This is a genomic window from Novosphingobium sp. AP12 (genome assembly GCF_000281975.1).
Classification (GTDB): Bacteria; Pseudomonadota; Alphaproteobacteria; order Sphingomonadales; family Sphingomonadaceae; genus Novosphingobium.
The window spans coordinates 57758-75525 of the sequence record NZ_AKKE01000122.1; the positions used below are offsets into that span (position 1 = coordinate 57758).

General features: G+C 69.4%; 17 protein-coding genes. 4 read left to right on the top strand and 13 right to left on the bottom strand.

From position 1 onward, the window contains the following. Positions 1-6: 6 nt before the first annotated feature. The 7 genes from PMI02_RS16880 to PMI02_RS16910 all read right to left on the bottom strand — a co-directional run bounded on the left by PMI02_RS16880 (position 7) and on the right by PMI02_RS16910 (position 7976). The gene (locus tag PMI02_RS16880; RefSeq protein WP_157222561.1) at positions 7-1422 is read right to left on the bottom strand and encodes a flagellar hook-length control protein FliK; all 1416 of its coding nucleotides are present in this window, start codon (positions 1420-1422) and stop codon (positions 7-9) included. Positions 1423-1501: 79 nt separating this feature from the next. Beyond that, a complete protein-coding gene (gene flhA / locus PMI02_RS16885; RefSeq protein ID WP_007685041.1) occupies positions 1502-3625 on the bottom strand; it encodes a flagellar biosynthesis protein FlhA in 2124 nt (707 codons plus the stop codon). A gap of 50 nt (positions 3626-3675) precedes the next feature. Then, positions 3676-4140 (bottom strand): helix-turn-helix domain-containing protein, encoded by a 465-nt coding sequence (locus PMI02_RS16890; RefSeq protein ID WP_007685042.1) that lies wholly within the window; start codon positions 4138-4140, stop codon positions 3676-3678. A gap of 2 nt (positions 4141-4142) precedes the next feature. Next, positions 4143-4508 carry a flagellar motor switch protein FliN gene (gene fliN, locus PMI02_RS16895; protein ID WP_007685044.1) on the bottom strand — a complete coding sequence of 122 codons (366 nt, stop codon included), beginning with the start codon at positions 4506-4508 and terminating at the stop codon, positions 4143-4145. A 10-nt stretch (positions 4509-4518) separates the two neighbouring features. After that, on the bottom strand, positions 4519-6117 hold the full coding sequence (gene fliF, locus PMI02_RS16900; RefSeq protein WP_007685046.1) for a flagellar basal-body MS-ring/collar protein FliF: 1599 nt from the start codon (positions 6115-6117) through the stop codon (positions 4519-4521). 94 nt (positions 6118-6211) lie between these two features. Next, the gene (locus PMI02_RS16905; RefSeq protein WP_007685048.1) at positions 6212-6937 is read right to left on the bottom strand and encodes a FliH/SctL family protein; all 726 of its coding nucleotides are present in this window, start codon (positions 6935-6937) and stop codon (positions 6212-6214) included. A 10-nt stretch (positions 6938-6947) separates the two neighbouring features. Further along, on the bottom strand, positions 6948-7976 hold the full coding sequence (locus tag PMI02_RS16910; protein WP_007685050.1) for a flagellar motor switch protein FliG: 1029 nt from the start codon (positions 7974-7976) through the stop codon (positions 6948-6950). A 104-nt stretch (positions 7977-8080) separates the two neighbouring features. On the opposite strand from PMI02_RS16910, the gene PMI02_RS16915 reads away from it, so the two are divergent. The 3 genes from PMI02_RS16915 to PMI02_RS16925 all read left to right on the top strand — a co-directional run bounded on the left by PMI02_RS16915 (position 8081) and on the right by PMI02_RS16925 (position 12785). Next, on the top strand, positions 8081-10792 hold the full coding sequence (locus tag PMI02_RS16915; RefSeq protein ID WP_007685052.1) for a hypothetical protein: 2712 nt from the start codon (positions 8081-8083) through the stop codon (positions 10790-10792). 9 nt (positions 10793-10801) lie between these two features. After that, the gene (locus PMI02_RS16920) at positions 10802-11230 is read left to right on the top strand and encodes a flagellar basal body protein (protein ID WP_007685053.1); all 429 of its coding nucleotides are present in this window, start codon (positions 10802-10804) and stop codon (positions 11228-11230) included. Between the two features lie 496 nt (positions 11231-11726). Continuing rightward, the gene (locus tag PMI02_RS16925; RefSeq protein WP_238539102.1) at positions 11727-12785 is read left to right on the top strand and encodes a helix-turn-helix domain-containing protein; all 1059 of its coding nucleotides are present in this window, start codon (positions 11727-11729) and stop codon (positions 12783-12785) included. A gap of 9 nt (positions 12786-12794) precedes the next feature. Here the strand turns inward: PMI02_RS16925 and PMI02_RS25970 are convergent, their stop codons facing one another. The 6 genes from PMI02_RS25970 to ccoS form a co-directional block, all read right to left on the bottom strand. Further along, positions 12795-13445, bottom strand: coding sequence for a carboxymuconolactone decarboxylase family protein (locus tag PMI02_RS25970; protein WP_007685057.1), 651 nt, complete (start codon positions 13443-13445; stop codon positions 12795-12797). A gap of 91 nt (positions 13446-13536) precedes the next feature. Further along, positions 13537-13959, bottom strand: a complete 423-nt coding sequence (locus PMI02_RS16935) for a hypothetical protein (RefSeq protein WP_007685059.1) — start codon at positions 13957-13959, stop codon at positions 13537-13539. Further along, complete coding sequence (locus tag PMI02_RS16940) at positions 13949-14248, bottom strand: rod-binding protein (RefSeq protein WP_007685061.1); 300 nt, start codon at positions 14246-14248, stop codon at positions 13949-13951. The genes PMI02_RS16935 and PMI02_RS16940 overlap by 11 nt, the downstream gene beginning before the upstream one ends. Beyond that, positions 14248-15360, bottom strand: a complete 1113-nt coding sequence (locus tag PMI02_RS16945; protein ID WP_007685063.1) for a flagellar basal body P-ring protein FlgI — start codon at positions 15358-15360, stop codon at positions 14248-14250. Before PMI02_RS16945 ends, PMI02_RS16940 begins: the two co-directional genes overlap by 1 nt. A 261-nt stretch (positions 15361-15621) precedes the next feature. Continuing rightward, a complete protein-coding gene (locus PMI02_RS16950) occupies positions 15622-15846 on the bottom strand; it encodes a hypothetical protein (protein WP_007685066.1) in 225 nt (74 codons plus the stop codon). Next, a complete protein-coding gene (ccoS, locus tag PMI02_RS16955; RefSeq protein WP_007685068.1) occupies positions 15843-15995 on the bottom strand; it encodes a cbb3-type cytochrome oxidase assembly protein CcoS in 153 nt (50 codons plus the stop codon). The genes PMI02_RS16950 and ccoS overlap by 4 nt, the downstream gene beginning before the upstream one ends. 900 nt (positions 15996-16895) lie before the next feature. Between ccoS and PMI02_RS16965 the strand changes: the two genes are divergently transcribed. Beyond that, the gene (locus PMI02_RS16965) at positions 16896-17765 is read left to right on the top strand and encodes a hypothetical protein (protein ID WP_007685069.1); all 870 of its coding nucleotides are present in this window, start codon (positions 16896-16898) and stop codon (positions 17763-17765) included. Positions 17766-17768 lie beyond the last annotated feature (3 nt).

Sequence of the window (17768 nt, forward strand, 5' to 3'; positions counted from 1 at the left end):
GCTGCCTTATGCCATGAGATCGACATGGCCGCTGCTCCTGAGCGGCCTGTGGATGGGGTCTTCGCTGCCGCTGCCGGCGAAATCGCTGCCCGGCGAGGGGCCGCCTTGAGGCCGTGCGCCCTGCCGCTGCCCGCCGCCCGCGCCGCCGCCGTCGAAGCGCAGCGACTGCCCGTCGGAGCGCACTCCGGCATCGGCCAAGGCGCGGCCAAGGTCGGCGCTTTCCCGGCGCAGCATGTCGAGCGCGGCGGGACTGTCGGCCGAAACGACCGCGCGCAGCACGCCGTCGTGCTCGAACGACATGCGCACCTCGACCCGCCCCATGTGGCGCGGGTCGAGTCGGATCAGCAGGTCCTCGCGCTTGCCGTCCGTGCCCGCGTCGAGGGCGCGGGCGATGGTGACGCCGATGTCGGCCCCGAACCTGCCCTCACGCACGGTGACTGCCGTTTCGGCGGGCGGATTGCCGTAAGGCGATGCGGCATGGCGCGCGGTGGCGGCTTCCAGCGTCTGGGTGAAGACCGGCGCGGAGAGGCGTGGTTCGGGGAGCGCCGGGGTGCCGCCGGAGAGCGGGTCGACCGGTGCTTCGGTTCCGGCAGGCGCGGCGACCGCCGCATGGGCATGGCGGATCGGCTCGGCGGTGGCCGGCGGTGCGGGCTTGCCGGCGCCTTCCGGGGCGGAATCCTGGGCAGCGGGCCCCGGCGCGGCTTCGGTGTTCACTGCGACGGCCACCGCAATGGGCGGCGTGGAAGCCTGAGCTTTCAACTCCTGGACTCCGTCCTGCAGCGGGCCAGCAAGGGGGGCCGGGGAAGGCGGGGCCTTGCGCTTCACCGGCTCACGGCGGTCGCCATCGTCCGGCGCCTTTGCATCGCGCTGGGCAAGCTTCTCCTCCTCCGACTGGACAGGTTCGGCGTCCGGCGTCCCTGCCGCCTGTGACGGCGGCACGGGGGGAGCAGGCAAGGCTGGCGGGGCGGCCGGGGCAGGCGACGCGGATACTTCGGGGGAGACCGCGTCCTTCGTCAAAGCCTCAGGGCCGGGCATGGCAGGCGCGGCAGGTTCGGGTGGTACGGTCTCAGCGGAGACAGGCTCGGCAGGCGCTGAAAAGACCGGCTCCGGAAGCGCTGTCTCAGGCGCCGCCAAAGCTGGCGCGTCAGGTCCAGGACGGGCCGGGCCAGCCACGACAGGCGCAGCATCGAGCACGGGGGTCGCGGATTCGGCCGTGAGAACCGCAGGCCGGGCGGCGGGCGATGTGACCATCATGCCTGCGGGCGGCGGCGTTTCGACGGGAGCCGGCATCGCCAGCCTGGCCTTGCCCGCAACGTCCGGCGGCGCGCCCCGCGCGTTTTCCAGCGCGGCGAGGAACGCGCCCGGCTCCGGCGCGGCGATGGCCCCGCGCGCCGCCGCATCACCCGCGGGCGCGGCGGTCATCGCAAAGGGTGTCATCGCAGGGAGGGCCATCGCTCCTATCATAGAGGACGCGCGGGCCATGCGGTCGCGGGGGCGGCGATCAGCCGATCGCGCCGAGGCTGCGCAGGCGCGCGCGGGGGTGGATCTCGTTCTGCGAGAGCACGACGGTGGCGGGCCGCACCCGCTCGATGATCGAGCGCACGAAGGGCCGCAGTGCCGGGCTGGTCAGCAGGCAGGGAATTTCCCCCTGCCCGGCCAGCCGGTCGTACGTCTCGCGCACGGCGGCGATGAAGGCCTGGAGCTGCGAGGGCGCCATGGCGAGGTGGCGGTCGTCGCCCTGCCCGATGATCGCGTCGGCGAACGCCTCGTCCCACGCGAGGCCGAGCGCGACGATCGGGATCGTGCCTTCGAACGTATGCTGCGCCGAAATCTGCCGGGCGAGCCGGGCGCGGACGTGCTCGCTCACTTGCGTGAGGTTGGCGGTGATCGCGCAGGCCTCGGCCACGCCTTCGAGGATCGTCGGCACGTCGCGGATCGACACGCCTTCCGAGAGCAGGTTCTGCAGCACGCGCTGGACGCCCGAGATCGAGATGCGCGAGGGGATCACGTCGGCGATCAGCTTGGCCGATTCCTTGTGGACCTCGTCCAGCAGCTTCTGCGTCTCGGCGTACGAGAGCAGGTCGGCGATGTTGTCCTTGACGATCTCGGTCAGGTGGGTGGTGACGACGGTGCCGCAGTCGACCACGGTGAGGCCCCGGAAGCCCGCCTCCTGCCGCATCTCCCGCTCGATCCACATCGCCGGCAGCTTGAACACGGGCTCCTGCGTGGGCTCGCCGCGAAGGCCGGTCTCGCCGCCCGCCGCGTTGATCACCAGCAGCTTGCCGATGCGCAGCTCGCCTCGCGCGATCTCGGTCTCCTTGACGAAGACGACGTATTCGTTGGCCTGGAGCGCCATGTTGTCGAGGATGCGGACAGACGGCAGCACGAAACCGTAGTCGATCGCCATCTGGCGGCGCAGCGCCCGCACCTGGTCGTCGAGGCGCGGTTCGGCGCTGGCGTCGTTGATGAGCGGGAGCAGGCCGTAGCCCAGCTCGATGCGCAGCGCGTCCATCTGCAGCGTGCGCGCAATCGGCTCCTCCGCCTGGGCGGTGGCCTGCCGCGCCTGCTCAGCCGCCTGCTCCACCCGGATCGCGGCGGCTTCGCCTTCCGCCTTCTTCGCCATCGTCCAGGCGAGCCAGCCGCAGAGGCCGCCGAACACCGCGAAGGGCAGGAAGGGCAGGCCGGGCACCAGCGCCAGCGTGCCCATCAGCGCGCCGGCGATGCCGAACGCCTTGGGATAGCGGCCCAGCTGCTCGCCCAGCGCCGCGCCGGTCTTGCCGACGACGCCGCCCTTCGACACCAGCAGGCCCGCCGCCGTCGAGACGATCAGCGCCGGGATCTGGCTGACGAGGCCGTCGCCCACGGTGAGGATCGTGTAGGTCGTGAACGCCTGCCCGAACGGCACGCCGTGGATCGCCACGCCGACGATCAGGCCGACGACGATGTTGATCGCGGTGATGAGCAGCGCCGCGACGGCATCGCCCTTCACGAACTTGGAGGCACCGTCCATGGCGCCGTAGAAGCCGCTTTCCGCCTCGATCTCGGCGCGGCGCTCGCGCGCCTGCGCCTCGGTGATCGTGCCCGCGTTGAGGTCGGCGTCGATCGCCATCTGCTTGCCGGGCATGGCATCGAGGCTGAAGCGCGCCGCCACTTCGGCGATGCGGCCCGCGCCCTTGGTGATGACCACGAAGTTGATGACCACCAGGATCGCGAAGATGGTGAGGCCGATCACGGTCTCGCCGCCCATCAGGAATTCGCCGAAGGCCGCGATCACGCCGCCCGCCGCCGTGTGCCCCTCGTGCCCGTGCCCCAGGATCAGCCGGGTCGAGGCGAGGTTGAGGCCGAGGCGCAGCATCGTCACGATCAGCAGGATCGTCGGGAAGCTGGACAGCTGCAGCGGCTTCTCGATGAACAGCGCCGTCATCAGGATCAGCACCGATGCGGTGATCGACAGCGCCAGCCCCATGTCGAGCAGCCAGCCCGGCATCGGCAGGATGAGCATCGCGATGATGCCCCCCACGCCCAGCGCCAGCGCCAGGTCGCGCCCCGGCCCGAGGCGGGCGAGGATCGGCGCGATCCTGCCGGCGAGCAGGTCTTTCGTGGAGGCGTTGGGGGTCGAGGCCATGGGCTAACGCGCAGCCCGGGCCGATGAAATCAAGATCACGAGCGGCAAGCTCAGGCCCCCGCCGCCAGCTCGTGCCGCATCGTCCCGCCCGCGAGCGAGGGCGGCACCGCCATCCCGTCCGCCAGGAACGAGCGCAGCTTGTTGCGCATGGTGCGCACCGAGATGCCCAGCATGACCGCCGCCGCGCTGCGGTTGCCGCGGCAGTGGCGCAGGGTCTGGAGGATCAGCTCGCGCTCGACATCGGCGATGGCCTGCCCGACGAGGCCGGAGACAGACGCGGTAACCGATCCCTGCCGCTCGCCGCGCAGCCGCGCGAGCACGTCCTTGAGGTTCACGGCGAGGTCCACGACCACCACGTCCCCCTCGGGGCCGGACCATGCCTCCAGCGCGCCGGGCCCGGCGGTGTCCACGCCGATGCGCGCGGCCGAGCCGCGCACCATCTCGGTCGCGAGGCCCACCGCGTCGCCCAGTTCGCCGACCAGCACGAGGCGCGTGGCATCGGGTTCGCGGGCCACCGTCACCCCTCCTTGCGGACGATTTCGGTGAGCGTGATGCCGAGCGTGGCGTCGATCAGCACGACCTCGCCGCGCGCGATGAGGCGGTTGTTGACGAAGATGTCGACCGGCTCGCCGACGCGGCGGTCCAGTTCCACCACCATGCCGGGCTTGAGGCGCATCAGGTCGCCGATATCCATGCGCGAGCGGCCGAGCACCGCCTGCACCTTCACCGGCACGTCGAACACGGCCTGAAGGTCGTCGGGCGAGGGCGCACCGGGCGGGCGCGGCGGCAGCGAGGTGGACCCACCGCCCGGCCCGCCATCGGCGGGCATTTCCTCGGGCAGGTGCGCGGGGGCGAGCTGCCGGGGCTCGATCTCGTCGCTCATCGGATACCTTTCACGTGTTCATCCACTGGCGGATTACGGAGGCGGATTCCGCCGGATTGGCCGAGATCGTGTCGCCGATGCGCCGCAGCGCGGAGAGTTTCACGCGCCCGTCGACATGCGCGAGGGCGACGTCCTGGTCGAGCAGCGCATCGGCTTCGCCGTCGGCCTCCAGCTGCGCGTAAGTGACCGAATTGGCGAGTTCGCGCCCCGGTTCGCGGCGGTCGCCCGCCTCCTCGTCGTCCACCGCGCCGCTTGGCGGCGGCAGGCGCTTGGGCCCATTCGTGCCGCGCAGCATGCGGATGGCGAAGAGGACGATGCCGCCGACCAGCAGGATCTTCAGCACGTCGAGGATGCGGTCCACGGTGAGCCCGAAGGGCAGCCCGCCCTCAAGGCCGTCGAGGTCGCCCGGCGCGGCGAAGGGCATGTTCTCCACCACCACGCTGTCGCCGCGCTGGCCGTCGTAGCCGACCGCGTTCTCGACCAGCCGCTGCAGCCGCTCGAGCTGCGGCGCGGGAAGGCCCTTCTCGCCGCCGTCGACCATCACCGCCACGGTCAGGCGCTTGACCTGCCCGGGATTGCGCGTCGCGACCTTCTGGGTGCGGCTGTTCTGGTAGGTGACGTCCTCGGAGGTCTCGTTCTGTGCCGAGCGGCGGGTGTCGCCGGGGGTGCCGCCGGGCGCCGTCTGGTTGTCGGGCAGCTGTGTCGCCACGCTGGCGCCCTGCGCGCCGGGGGCGTTCTCGTCGTTCTGGTTGCTCGATTCGACGGTGACCTGGTGCTGGATGACCTGCGCGTCGGGGTCGAAGGTTTCGGATTCCTCGCGAACCTGGTCGCGTTCGAGCACGGCGGAGACTTCGGCGCGGACCTTGCCGTGCCCGACGATCGGCTCGACCATCGTCTCGATCTGGTCGCGCAGGCGGGCCTCGACGGCGGCCTGCCGGTCCTCGAGGTCGCTCGCCCCGCCCTGCCCGCCGTCGCCGGCACGGGCCAGCAGCGCGCCGGTCTGGTCGACCACCGACACCGCCTCGGGCGAGAGGTCGGGCACGGCGGAGGCAACGAGGTAGCGGATCGCCTGGACCGCTTCGGCGGGGAGGCGGCCGTTGGTCTTGACGGTCACGGAGGCGGTGGCCTTGCGCGGTTCGGTCTCGAACATCGCGCGCTCGGGCATGACGACGTGGACCCGCGCGCGGCTCACCCGGTCGAGGCTTTCGATCGAGCGGACCAGTTCGCCCTCGATCGCGCGCGTCTCGTTGAGCTTGGCGCGCGAGGACGAGATGCCGAACGGTTCCTCCTCGTCGAGGACTTCGTAGCCGATCTTGCCGCCGAGCTGCTCGGAGGCCATCGACATGCGCAGTTCGGGCAGCTTGTCGACCGGGGCCATGATCGCCGAGCCGTCCGCCGAAAGCTGGAACGGGATGCTTTGCGCCTTCAGCTTCTCGGTGATGGTCGCGGCGGCGGCCGGGTCAAGGTCGGTATAGAGGTAGCCCATCGCGCTCTGCGGGGTGCGCGTCGCCATCCAGCCCAGGCCGAGCAGCAGCGCGAGCGCGACCGCGCCCATGGCCATGGCCCGGCGCATGCCGATCTGCCCGATGAAGTTGCGCAACGCGTCCAAGCCCGCCCTCTAAGTTCAGCGGCGTCGCTCCCCTGCGTCGCCACGAACATTATAGGATGAGAGCTAGGCAAGACTTGCCGGGCGGCGGAAAAACTTACTCTGCGGCCTCGGCCAGTTGCACGACCGCCCGCTCGCGGCCGAACAGCACGTCACTCAGCTCGGCCATGACGGCGGCGCGGCGCGCGCCGGCCTCGACGCCCAGCCCGCCCGCACGCCATTCGATCCGCGCGTCGCCGGGGGATACGGCGGCGTCCTCCACCACCGTCACCAAGAGCGGATGGCCGGCGCGGGCAGCCCGCGCCTCCACCATCGCCGCGATATCCTCGCGCATTTCCGGATGGGCGCGCACGACAAGCGCGGTGTCCTGCGCCACCTGTTCGAGCGCGCGGCCCAGCGCCTCTTCGACGGCGCGTGCGGGCTGCGTCTCGATCGCGTGCCCGGCCAGCATCTCGGCGGCATGGAGCGCGACCGCCCCGGCATCGCGGACCATCGCCTGCGCCGCCGCGTCGAAGCGCGCGTCGATGTGCTCGAGCCCGGCGTGGAGCGCGTCGGTCGCCGCGAGCAGCGCCTCCGCCCGCTCGGTGCGCGCCTGCGTAGTGCCCGCCTCGAAGCCATCGGCCCGGGCGCGCGCAAGTTCGGCGCGGTGGTCGGCGTGCAGGCGCTCGATCCGCGCCTCCAGTTCCTCGATCTGCTCGCGCAGGTCCACCGGCGGCAGTTCGGGTGCCGGTCCGGGCGTGTCGGCCGGCGCGTCGACGAGGTGGAACACCCGGTCGAAACCGAAGGGCTGTATCGTCTGGGAACCGTCCATCGCCGCCGTCACCCGATCCTCCTCAGTAGATCATCGCATCGTCGCTCTTGGGGTCCGCGAGCAGGATTTCCCCGCGGTCGCCCAGTTCCTTGGCGAGGCGCACGAGGTTGCCCTGCGCGGTCTCGCACTCGCGCGCGCGGACCGGGCCCATGGCCTGCATGTCGTCGCGCATGAGCTTGGCGGCGCGCTCGGTCATGGCGCCGAAGAACAGCTTCTTCATCTCCTCTGGCGCGCCCTTCAGCGCCAGCGCCAGTTCGCGCTTGTTGCAGTTGCGCACGATGACTTGGATCGCGGTGGGCAGCAGGTTGCCGAGGTCCTCGAAAGTGAACATCAGCGCGCGGATGCGCTCCGCCGCGTCGGGCGCGCGTTCGTCGAGCGCGCCGAGCATCGCTTCCTCGGTCGAGCGGTCGAGCGCGTTGAACAGCTCGGCCATGCTCTCGTGCGGATCGCGGCGCGAGCTGCGCGACAGGTTGGTCATGAACTCGGTCTTGAGCGTCTGCTCGACCTGGACGATCACGTCCTTCTGCACCGTCTCGGTCTTGAGCATGCGCATCACGACCTCGGTGCCGAAATCGCGCGGCAGGGCGGCGAGCACGCGGGCGGCATGGTCGGGCTTCAGCTTCTGGAGGATCACCGCGACGGTCTGCGGGTGCTCGCTCTTGAGGTAGCCCGCCAGCACGCCCTCGCTGACGTTCGAGAGCTTGTCCCACATCGTCCGGCCGGAAGGACCGCGGATGTCCTCCATGATGTCCTTGACCCGGTCGGGCGCCAGCACGCCTTCCAGCAGGCGCTCGGTGGTCTCGTAGGAACCGTGCAGCGTGGTGATCGAGGACACTTCACCCGAGAACTGGCCGAGCAGGTATTCCACCACCACGGCGGGCACGCGGCCGAGCGTCGAGATGCTGCCCGACAGCTCCTTGATCTCGTCGTCATTGAGCTGCTGCCAGATCGGGATGCCGTGCTCCTGACCCAGCGCCAGCAGGAGCGCGGCCGCCCGCTGAAGCCCCGAGTACTTCTTGAGCTCCGGCGGTTCGCCCACCGCGGTCATCATGTTCACTGCGAGACCCTTCGAAAAATGCCCTGTTCCATACCGATCCGGGAGAGTTCCTTCTATTTATAGGAGGGACCCCCGCGCAAGCGGCTCAGGAGGCACAATTGACGATAAGTCTGAACAATGGGTTGATCGGACTGTCGGTTTTAGGAGGAAGCACGGCGTACTCCTCCTATCTGAGCACTGCAGCCTCCACCGAGAGCCCGGCGGTGATCGCGGCGAAAAAGGCATTCACCACTCCTGCAACCACCCCGCCCTGGCAGGACGCGGCCGAGACGCCCGGGGCGACCAGCGCGCAGGTCGCCGCGATCAAACGCCTCGCCACGATCATCGAGGCCAGCAGCGACAGCACGCTGGAGGACCTGCCCGACGTGCAGACCGCCTTCACTGCGTACAAGGCCCTGGAAAACCTGCGTATCCTGGCGGAAGCCGGAACGTCCAAGACGATCTCCGACACCGAGCGCGGCTCGCTCCAGAAGTCGTTCGCCAAGGGGCTGGCGCAGCTGCAATCCTGGCTCGGCACCGCCGACACCGACCTCCTCACCCTCGCCTTCGGCAACACCACCAGCAGCACCCGCACGCTCGGCGTCGAGGCGCGCTATGCGACCAGCGCGATGGTCGGCGCGGGCGTTTCCAAGACCCGCGCTGCGCCGATCGAGGGCCTGACCGGCGGCGAAGTGCTTCAGGTGACATTGACGCGCGGCGCCACCAGCGAGGTCGTCACCGTCGATCTGGGCCAGACCACCCAGCCGCCGACGCTCGATTCGGTCGCCGCCGCGCTCAATGCCGCGATCGGGGCGCGCCCTGCGCTCGACGCCCAGGGCAACCCGGTGCTCGGCAAGGACGGCGAGCCGACCTCGCAGTGGAAGTCGAACTTCACGGTAGAGAAGAACGACGGCAAGTGGGGCCTCGTCTTCAACCCATCGGGCGTGGAGAAAGTCTCGCTCGACCAGGCCGGTGCCGGCGACGCGCTGATGGTCGCCAGCGGCGTGACCGGGCCGTCCGCGCCCACGTCCGCCGACGTCTATCGCATCGAGGACCTCGAAGGCTCGCTCACCTGGGAGCGGCTCAGCCGGATCAACGGCGTCGATACCGCCGCCACCGCCCGTGCGGAAAAGGCGGCCACTCCGCCCGACGACGGCACCCAGCCCGACTACACCGTCTTCGCCGACAGCGCGGCCAATGGCATCGTCACCGACGCGCAGGGCTACAGCTACATCGTCGGCACCACCGACGGCGACCTCGGCGCGCAGGTGGGCGACGGGGCGGACGACCTGTTTCTCACCAAGGTCGACAGCGAGGGCAAGGTCGTCTGGCAGCGCAGCCTGGGCGCGGCGGGCAGCGCGAAGGGTGCGGCGGTCGGCATCGCGCCCAACGGCGAGATCGTCGTCGCCGGGACCGTCAGCGGCGCCTTCAACGGCAGCGACGACACGCAGACAGACCTCGTCGTCACCCGTTTCAGCGGGACGGGCGAGGAACTCTCCTCCACCGCGATCCGGCAGGTCGGGAACGAGACCGCCAGCGCCCTGACAGTAGGCAACGACGGTTCGATCTATGTCGCCGGGCGTGCCTCCTCGGGCGGCGGCGATGCAGTGATCCTCCGGCTCGACGCCTCGGGCAAGCTTGCCGAGCGGCGCACCATCGACAGCGGCGGGTCGGACTCGATCACCGCTCTCGCCATCGACCAGGACGGCAACCTCCTCGCCCTCACCAACGAGAGCGGCACCGCCACGCTGCGCCGGATCGGCGCGGGGGCTCTGACGCAGGACCTCGGCTCGGTGGCGCTCGGCAGTGCGTCGGCACGCGCCGTCGCGGTGTCGCAGAGCGGCCAGATCGCCGTGATCGGTGCCACCAGCGGCGCTCTGAACGGCCCGCAGGTCAATGCCCCCGCCGGCGGGCAGGACGCCTTCGTCACTCTGATCGACCCCGACCTGACCCTCACCGCCACCAGCTACATCGGCACCGGGGCGAGCGACCAGGCGGACAGCGTCGCCTTCCTGAACGGCGCGCTCTATGTCGGCGGACGCACCGCAGGCACGCTCGGCGGCGAGAAGCAGGGCAAGGTCGATGGCTTCGTGGCGCGCATCGATCCGGCCAGCGGCTCGGTGCAGACCGTCTCGCAGTGGGGCCGCAAGGGCAGCACCGTCGAGCCCGTGCGCCTTACCGCCGTTACCGGCGGCGCGACGGGGCTGGGCGCGCTCGGCCTCCACCGCGGCACGCTCAACCAGCAGACCACCGGCGACCTCGTAGACGAGACCTCGCTGCGCGTGGGCGACAGCTTCAGGATCAACGTCGATGGCGGGACGGCGCGCTCCGTCACGATCGAGAACGGCGAGACGATGGCCAGTCTCGCCCAGAAGATCCGCAAGATCACCGGCGCCGACGCGACCATCACCACGCCGTTCTCCGACGGCGCCTCCAGCCTGAAGATCGAGGTGAAGTCGGGTCATACGCTCGAACTCGTCGCCGGGCCGGACGGGCGCGACGCGCTGGGCAAGCTCGGACTCGACCCGGTGCGCCTGGTGCCGCCCAAGGCGCCTGCCGCGAAGAACGACCCCAAGGTCACCCCCGGCGGCCGCTACAACCTGGGACTGAGCGACGCGCTCACCCTGCTCGACGCCAAGACGGCCGCCACCGCGCTCAAGCAGATCAAGTCCGCCGTCTCGATGACGCAGTCCGCCTATCGCTCGCTCTACTGGGATTCCGCCAAAGCGGCGCTGGCGGACGGGACGATCTCCTCCGGCGGCGGCTCGGCCTACCAGAAGGCGCAGCTCGCCAACTACCAGGCCGCCCTGTCGCGGCTCACCGGCTCGTAAGGAACCGCGATGTCCTCTTCCCTGCCTCCCATCTTCGACGGCATGGGCCGCGCCATGAAGGCGATGGCCGAGCACCAGCGCGTGATCGCCGAGAACGTCGCCAACAGCGAGACCCCCGGATACAAGGCGCGCACGGTGGAGGCGCCCGACTTCTCCGCGCTGGTGGAAAGCCAGGTCGGCGCGGGCGGCGCTCCACACGTCGCCCGGCCCCGCGTCGAGCTGTCGGGCGGCATGGCCGCGCTCGGCGCCCGGCCCCCTCAGGCCGGCGGCCGCGTCGTGCTCGACGGTGCGACCAGCGAGACCAAGCCCGACGGCAACAACGTGACGCTGGAAGACCAGCTCCTCTCGCTCGGCCAGGTCCAGGCGGATTACGCGGCGATGACCAGCCTCTACCGCAAGCAGATCGGCCTGCTGAAGTCGGCGATCGGCAAGGGCTAAGGTCGGTCAGCCTCGGGAACTCCAAGGGCCGTTCAACGTTACAGGATCAATCCGCGAAAATGCGGGGAGATTTTCCATGTCTTGCGCTTGATCCCACATTTCGTCTCCATTTCGGAGATGGATGCAGTGCGATCGATGGCCGGGGAAGGACATTCAAACTACCGGATTTCCGCTGATTTGCGTGCGCAGATGCTGGTTTTGCGGATGAACAGGTACGCTTTGCGCAAAGAAACGGAAATTTTAACGATATCGGGACAGGATAGCGGCAACCTTCCCCAAGTTAAACGATCTAGGATCACCGGCGTCAAAAGACCCGATTTGGCACGACATCCGAATCGACGCATTGACCGCGATACCCGGACATGAAAAGCCTGCCTTACCCCATGAACGGACAAGAACTGCGATGAGCAAGAAATCGCCAAGGTTACAGCTGCAACCCGGACAGGACCAAGTAACGGAGTCGGCCCTGACTGAAATCGATTTTCATCGCGCGCTGGTGTTCCCGAACCACGTCCGGAAATTCCGCAAGCAACTCAATATCGGATCGCTGCTCGAATTATCGGAACGGCTTCCGGCAATCACGTATATCCGTCTCTCCAAGATCGAGCGGGGAGAGATCTTCGCCCGTGCCGATGAACTGCGTGCGCTGGCCGGGGCGCTGGGGATCGAGCCCGAAAACCTGCTCGTGGACGTGGACGATCCCGCCTTCGACATCGCCGCCTGGGCCGAGCCGCTGCACGGACCCTCGCCCGCCGATCCCGAGGGTGAACGCGGCGCCGTCCTGCTCGCCGCCGCCCTGCGGGCTCGCCGCGCCGGTGACCCGGCGCTGACGATCGCCGCCATCGAGCAGCACTACGGCATCGCCCCGGTCATCCTCTCGCGCATCGAGAACGCGCTGAAGCCGCTCGACCGGTGGAACGACGACGTGCGCACTGCCCTGCGGCGCCTGTTCGGCGTGGAGGACGACGCCGCGCTCCTCGCCCGGATCGAATCGATGCACGCGCACGGCGGGCTCGATGCGGTGCTGCCGCTGGTCGCGAACCCCGAAATCCGCCTTGCCAAGTCGCGCACCCGCATCGCCGCGCTGCGCAAGGAACTGGCCGTTCCGGCAGGCGATACGCAAGCAGTCGTCCCGCCCCCGCAAAGACCCGCCCCGCACATCGAAAAACCCGCCGAGGGTGACACTGCCACCGTGGGCTTGCTCCCGGTCTTCGGCACGCCCCTGCCCGGCGGTCTGATCGCACAGACGCCGACAGGCGCCCTCGTCGAAGCGCCGCGCGGAGCGGGTCCCCGCGCCTACGGCCTGCGCCTCGGCCGCCCTACGCTCGGCGCCGGTCTTCCCGGTCGGGCAACCCTGGTGGTGGACCCCGACCGCTACCCCTCCACCGGCGGCCTCGCCGTGGTTCGTGACCAGGGCGCCCTGCGGGTTCTCTCCGTCACCGCCGACCGGCACGGCAAGATGCTCGGCTACAGCGAGAACCCCGACCTCGAAGTGGCGATCGATACGCTGGACCCGGCCGACGTCGCTGCCGTACTCTCGGCGGTATTCGAGTAGACCTCGGGATCAGCGGGTCGCCAGCCCCCGATTACCCGGCTGCAACCTGAGACGAAGCGCGTTCTGGAAGTAGGCCGTCGCCGTGAACTGGCCGATGACCACCAGCAGTTCGAACAATTGCTGCTCATCCAGCTGGGCCGCCAGCTGCGACCACGTCGCGTCGCTCACCATCGCCTCCTCGTGCAGCTCTTCGGCGGCGCGCAGCACCGCCCGCTCGTGATCGTCCCAACCGGCGTCGGTGGAACCGGTGACGATCCGCTCGATCTTCTCGCCGCTGAAGCCGAGGCGGCGAGCCTGCTCCACATGCTCGCCGAATTCGTAAGGGGCCTGGCAGAGCCAGCCGACCCGCAGGATGGCGAGCTTCCGGTCCCGCACCGGCAGCGTCGCATTCGGCCCCTGGATTTCCACGGTAACGTCGATGATCGACTGCCACAGCGCCGGAAACCGGCAGAGCGTGAACATGATTTCGGGGATGCCCTCGAGCGGGACGACGACACTCTTTGCCGATGGGTGGGAAATCCCGCGCAGCAGCCCGTCGGTGACCGCCCGCACCTCCGCTTCCGCCGCTGGCCGATCGACCGGGGAAAACCTCGGTGGCGAGCCCAGAACATCGTCGTGCCGCGCTTTTATCTGTGCCTGCGTATGGTCTGCGAACCGCATGGATATCCCCCGCCGCCGATCTCTCCCGGATCGTTCGTCAGGTTGTTAGCAACAGGCGTGCGTGTCAAGCGGGCACCGCTGCCACCTGCGGCTAGAACTCGCCGTTGAGCGAGATCGGGGTGGTGAGGTCGGTGCGCGCCAGCGCCCCGGACGCGCCGTAGGCATAGGCGCGGTTGCCGGTGAGGCGCTTGGCTTCGGCGGAGATGGCGGACATCAGGTCGGCCGAAAGCTCGATCTGGCGTTCCAGCAGTGCCGCATTGACCATCGAGGCGGCGCGCAGTTCGCCCAGCGCCTCGGCGAAGGCCTCGCGCGTGGGCTCGTCCATCTGCGCCGCCCACTCGGACTCCTGCCGGCCGAGGCGCGCCAGCCGCTCCTCCAGCGAGCCGACGAGGCGCGCCTTGGCGGCGGCCAGCTCGGCAAGGTCGAGCGCTCGCTCGTTCGACTGGAGCCGCCCGGTCTCCTCGCGCATGACCGCCGAGAGCGAGGTCATGATCGCGATCACCTCACTGGCCATCGGCCGAACCTCCCTGCAGGCGGATGATCTGCGCCTCGACGGCCGAGGCGATGCCCAGCCCCTTGCCTTGCGCGATCTGGTTGCCGATCTGCTCGGCGAGGATGCCGCGGAACATTGCCTCGCCATGGCCGCCCGAGAACTCGTCGCCCTGCCCGGCCGTCTCCATCATGATCTTGGTGATCTGTCCCGCGAAGACGCCCTCGAACTGACGCGCGACGGCAGCCGGGCTGCGGTTCGGGGCCGGGACCACGGGCCGGGCGGGGATGGGGGGAACTACGGGATCGGCCACTATTGCACCGCTATTTCAGCCTGCAGCGCGCCTGCCGTGCGCAGCGCCTGGAGGATGGTGATGAGGTCACGCGGGCTCACGCCCAGCGAGTTGAGCCCGGCGACGAGCGTCTGCAGCGAGGTGCCGCTATTGAGCACCGCAAGCGAGGCGCCGCTGCCGTCGTCGGCCTGGATGGAGGTCCGCGGGACGACGGTGGTCTGCCCACCGGACAGCGCCGAGGGCTGCGACACCACAGGCGTCTCGGTGACGCTGATGGTCAGCCCGCCCTGCGCGATGGCGACCGGGCTGACGCGCACGTCGGCGCCCATGACGACGGTGCCCGCCGCCTCGTTGATGACGATCCGCGCGGGCTGGTCGACCTGCACCGGCAGGTTCTCGATCCGGCTGACGAGATCGATGATCGACGCACTGCCATACGGACGCAGCTGTACCGTGCCGGGATCGAGCACCTCGGCGGACCCCGGCGCCTCGCGGTTGATGACGGCGGCAATCTGGCGCGCGGTGGTGAAGTCGGGGTTCTTGAGCGCCAGCTTGAGCGACTGCGCCGAACGCAGGTCGTAGGCTACCTCGCGCTCGATGATGGCTCCGCCTGCGATCCGCGCGGTGGTCATGACGCCCCGGCTCAGCTTCGCCGCCGCGCCCTGCGCCTTGAAGCCCGAGACCGCGACCGGCCCTTGCGCCACCGCGTAGATCTCGCCGTCGAGCGCGCGCAGCGAGGAGACGAGCAGGATGCCCCCCTGCAAACTGGTCGCGTCGCCCAGCGCGGAAACCTGCACGTCCACCGTCGATCCGGCGCGGGCGAAGGGCGGCATCGTCGCCGTCACCGTCACTGCCGCGACGTTCTGGGTGAGCATCTGGGTGCCCCGGATGTTGACGCCCATGCGCTCGAGCATGGCCTGCAGCGTCTCCTCGGTGAAGGGGACGTTGCGGATGCGGTCACCCGTACCCTGCAGGCCGACCACGAGGCCGTAGCCGACGAGCTGGTTGGTCCGCACGTTCTCGACGTCGACGATGTCCTTGATGCGCGGCTGCGGCCCGGCCAGCGCCCGCACGGGTGCCAGCAGCGCAAGTGCCAGGACAGCGAACAGAGTCGGGAACGAAAGCCGGGGCATCAAGAGACTTATAGGACGATTGCCGCACGGTCCGGCGGGCGGTCGATGGATTTCTTGCGGCCGCGCTGCCAGAACGGGATGTGGAGGTGGAGCGAGACGTCGCCGGTATGCGCCGCCAGCGCGGCGCCGAACTGGACGGCGCCCGCACTCGCGCCGAACTTCGCCGCCGTGGGGAAGCTGGTCCAGCGCGGTACGGGAATGACGAGGAGAGCGGGGTGACAGGTTCACCTGCCGGTTGAATGGATCAAGCCGTGCCCGGATTCATTGCCTTAGATCAGGCCGCTTGCGCTTGTTGTCCGAATGGCAGCCCTTGGCGCAGCACGGCCCTTGCGGCGGTCCCGGCGGGGCCTCGCGCTGGGGGATTTGCAGCATCATCGCGGAACCGCCGCACAACGGGGCAAGCAGAGTGCGCGCCTCCGCCTCCAGCGGGCCGACCATCGCCGGCATCAGCGCCAGCGCTCCGAACAGGGCAAGCGAGGGCTTCATGGTTCCCCCCCGGCGGGGTCATCGATGAGGATGCGGTTGGCGGCGCCGTCGAGGTCCTCGAACCGGCCGCTGCGCAGGACCCGGAAGAAGAACAGCCCGGCAAGGCCGCCGACCAGCGCCAGCGGGATCAGGAAACCCAGGATCGTCATGCCGCCATCTCCTTCCCGGCCGCGCCGGCCAGTCGCAGCGGATTGCCGGCGACCAGCAGCGAACTGCCCTATATCGCCATAGCAGCCACGAGCGGCGTCACGAAGCCCATGATCGCAAGCGGCACGGCGGAGTTGTAGAGCACCGCCATCGCGAAATGCTGGCGCACCACAAGCACGATGGCGCGGGCGAGACGTCGGCTCCAGCGAGCGCCCGCCGTTGACCATGAGCGCCTCAGGGCCCGACGCGGCGCTGGCGAAGAGGCCGAGATCGCACGCCAAGAAGCCGCTGCCAGGCCAGACGCCTGCCCGCTGGGATGACGGCTTGGGGCGGCTCTGTGCGTTGTCGGCACTTGACAATGCGAACCATTTAGGTTATATGACGCGACATCCGCTAGTCGAGGTACACGGCGAAACGGTGTATCGGGTCGGTATCATGGGCAACGGGTTGCGAGCTCTCAAGTCGCTACCAGCGCAGTCCATGCGTCCGGACGGATCGGTCATCGTGGCTCTGGCCCGCTATTCCCATCAGTTGCGGAATAGTCTCCCGGAAGTCCCCTCGCCTGTGCTCGACGCGGACCCCATCGCAGCGAAGCACCGATCTATGGAACTACAGGTCAAGCCGGGCTGAAACGTGCCTCTACCCGGCGCTCGCTCGCAAGGCATACAACTCGCAGCCCACCGCATGGGCGCTCCTTGACGCCGACCCGATGTTTCATCCGGTGCTCGCGTATTTCCCAGGCGTTAGGCCCGCGCTCGCCAGCGGGCGTTTTCGTGTGTCTGCCTCGCGCGTTCGCAGCGGGTTGGGCATGCAGGAATTCAGCGGCCATGCTGCGGGGTTTTCCCGATGAAAACCCGCTTCAGAAACGGCGATGATGGGGCTCTGCCGAACGGGAGCCGCCCATGGAAATTCTCAAGCATGTTCTGCCGATCCTGCTGACCATCAGCCTGGCCCTGCTCGTCGTCGCGGCGGGGATAGCCTCCTCGCGCGGGGATTTCGCCTATGTCGTGGGCCGCCCCTCCCTGCTGTTCCGGGCTTTCCTCGCGATCGTCGTCATCCCGGTGATCGCCGCAATCGCCGTCATCTCGGTGTTCCCCGCATCGAACGCGGCTAAGGCGGGCATATTCCTGATGGCGATCTCCCCCGTTCCCCCGCTGATGCCGGGCAAGGCGCTGAAGTTCGGCGGAAGCGCGGGGTACGTCTACGGGCTCCAAGGCGCTGCGGCGCTGATGGCGCTGTTCACGGTGCCGCTGCTCGGCATGATGGGATCGCGCCTTTACGACGTCGATGCGCATTTCCCCCTCGAGATCGTCGCACGCAACATCTTCGCCGGGCTGGTGGTGCCGCTCGCGGTGGGGCTCGCCATCGGGCGCTGGCTGTTCCCCAAGGCCTCTCCCGCCCTGCCGCGCTACCCCATCATCGTGGCCGACATCCTCCTGGTGATCGTGTTCATCCCGCTGATGATCGGCGCGGCCCGCGACGTCGGCGCGCTGATCGGAGACGGCACGGTCGTGGCGATGGCGGTCGTCATCCTGATAGCGCTGGCGGGAGGCCACCTGCTGGGCGGCCCCGACGCAGCCGACCGCCCGACGCTCGGCGTTGCCGCATCGCTGCGCCACCCGGGCATCGCGCTGGCGCTGGCGGGCGCCAATCACGCCGCCAAGCCGGTCACCGCCGCGGTCCTGTTGTTCCTGTTGGTGGGAATGGTGGTGCTGACGGTCTACCAGATCGTCATGCGCAGGCGGAAGCCGGAACCGGCCGCTCAGCCTTGAGCG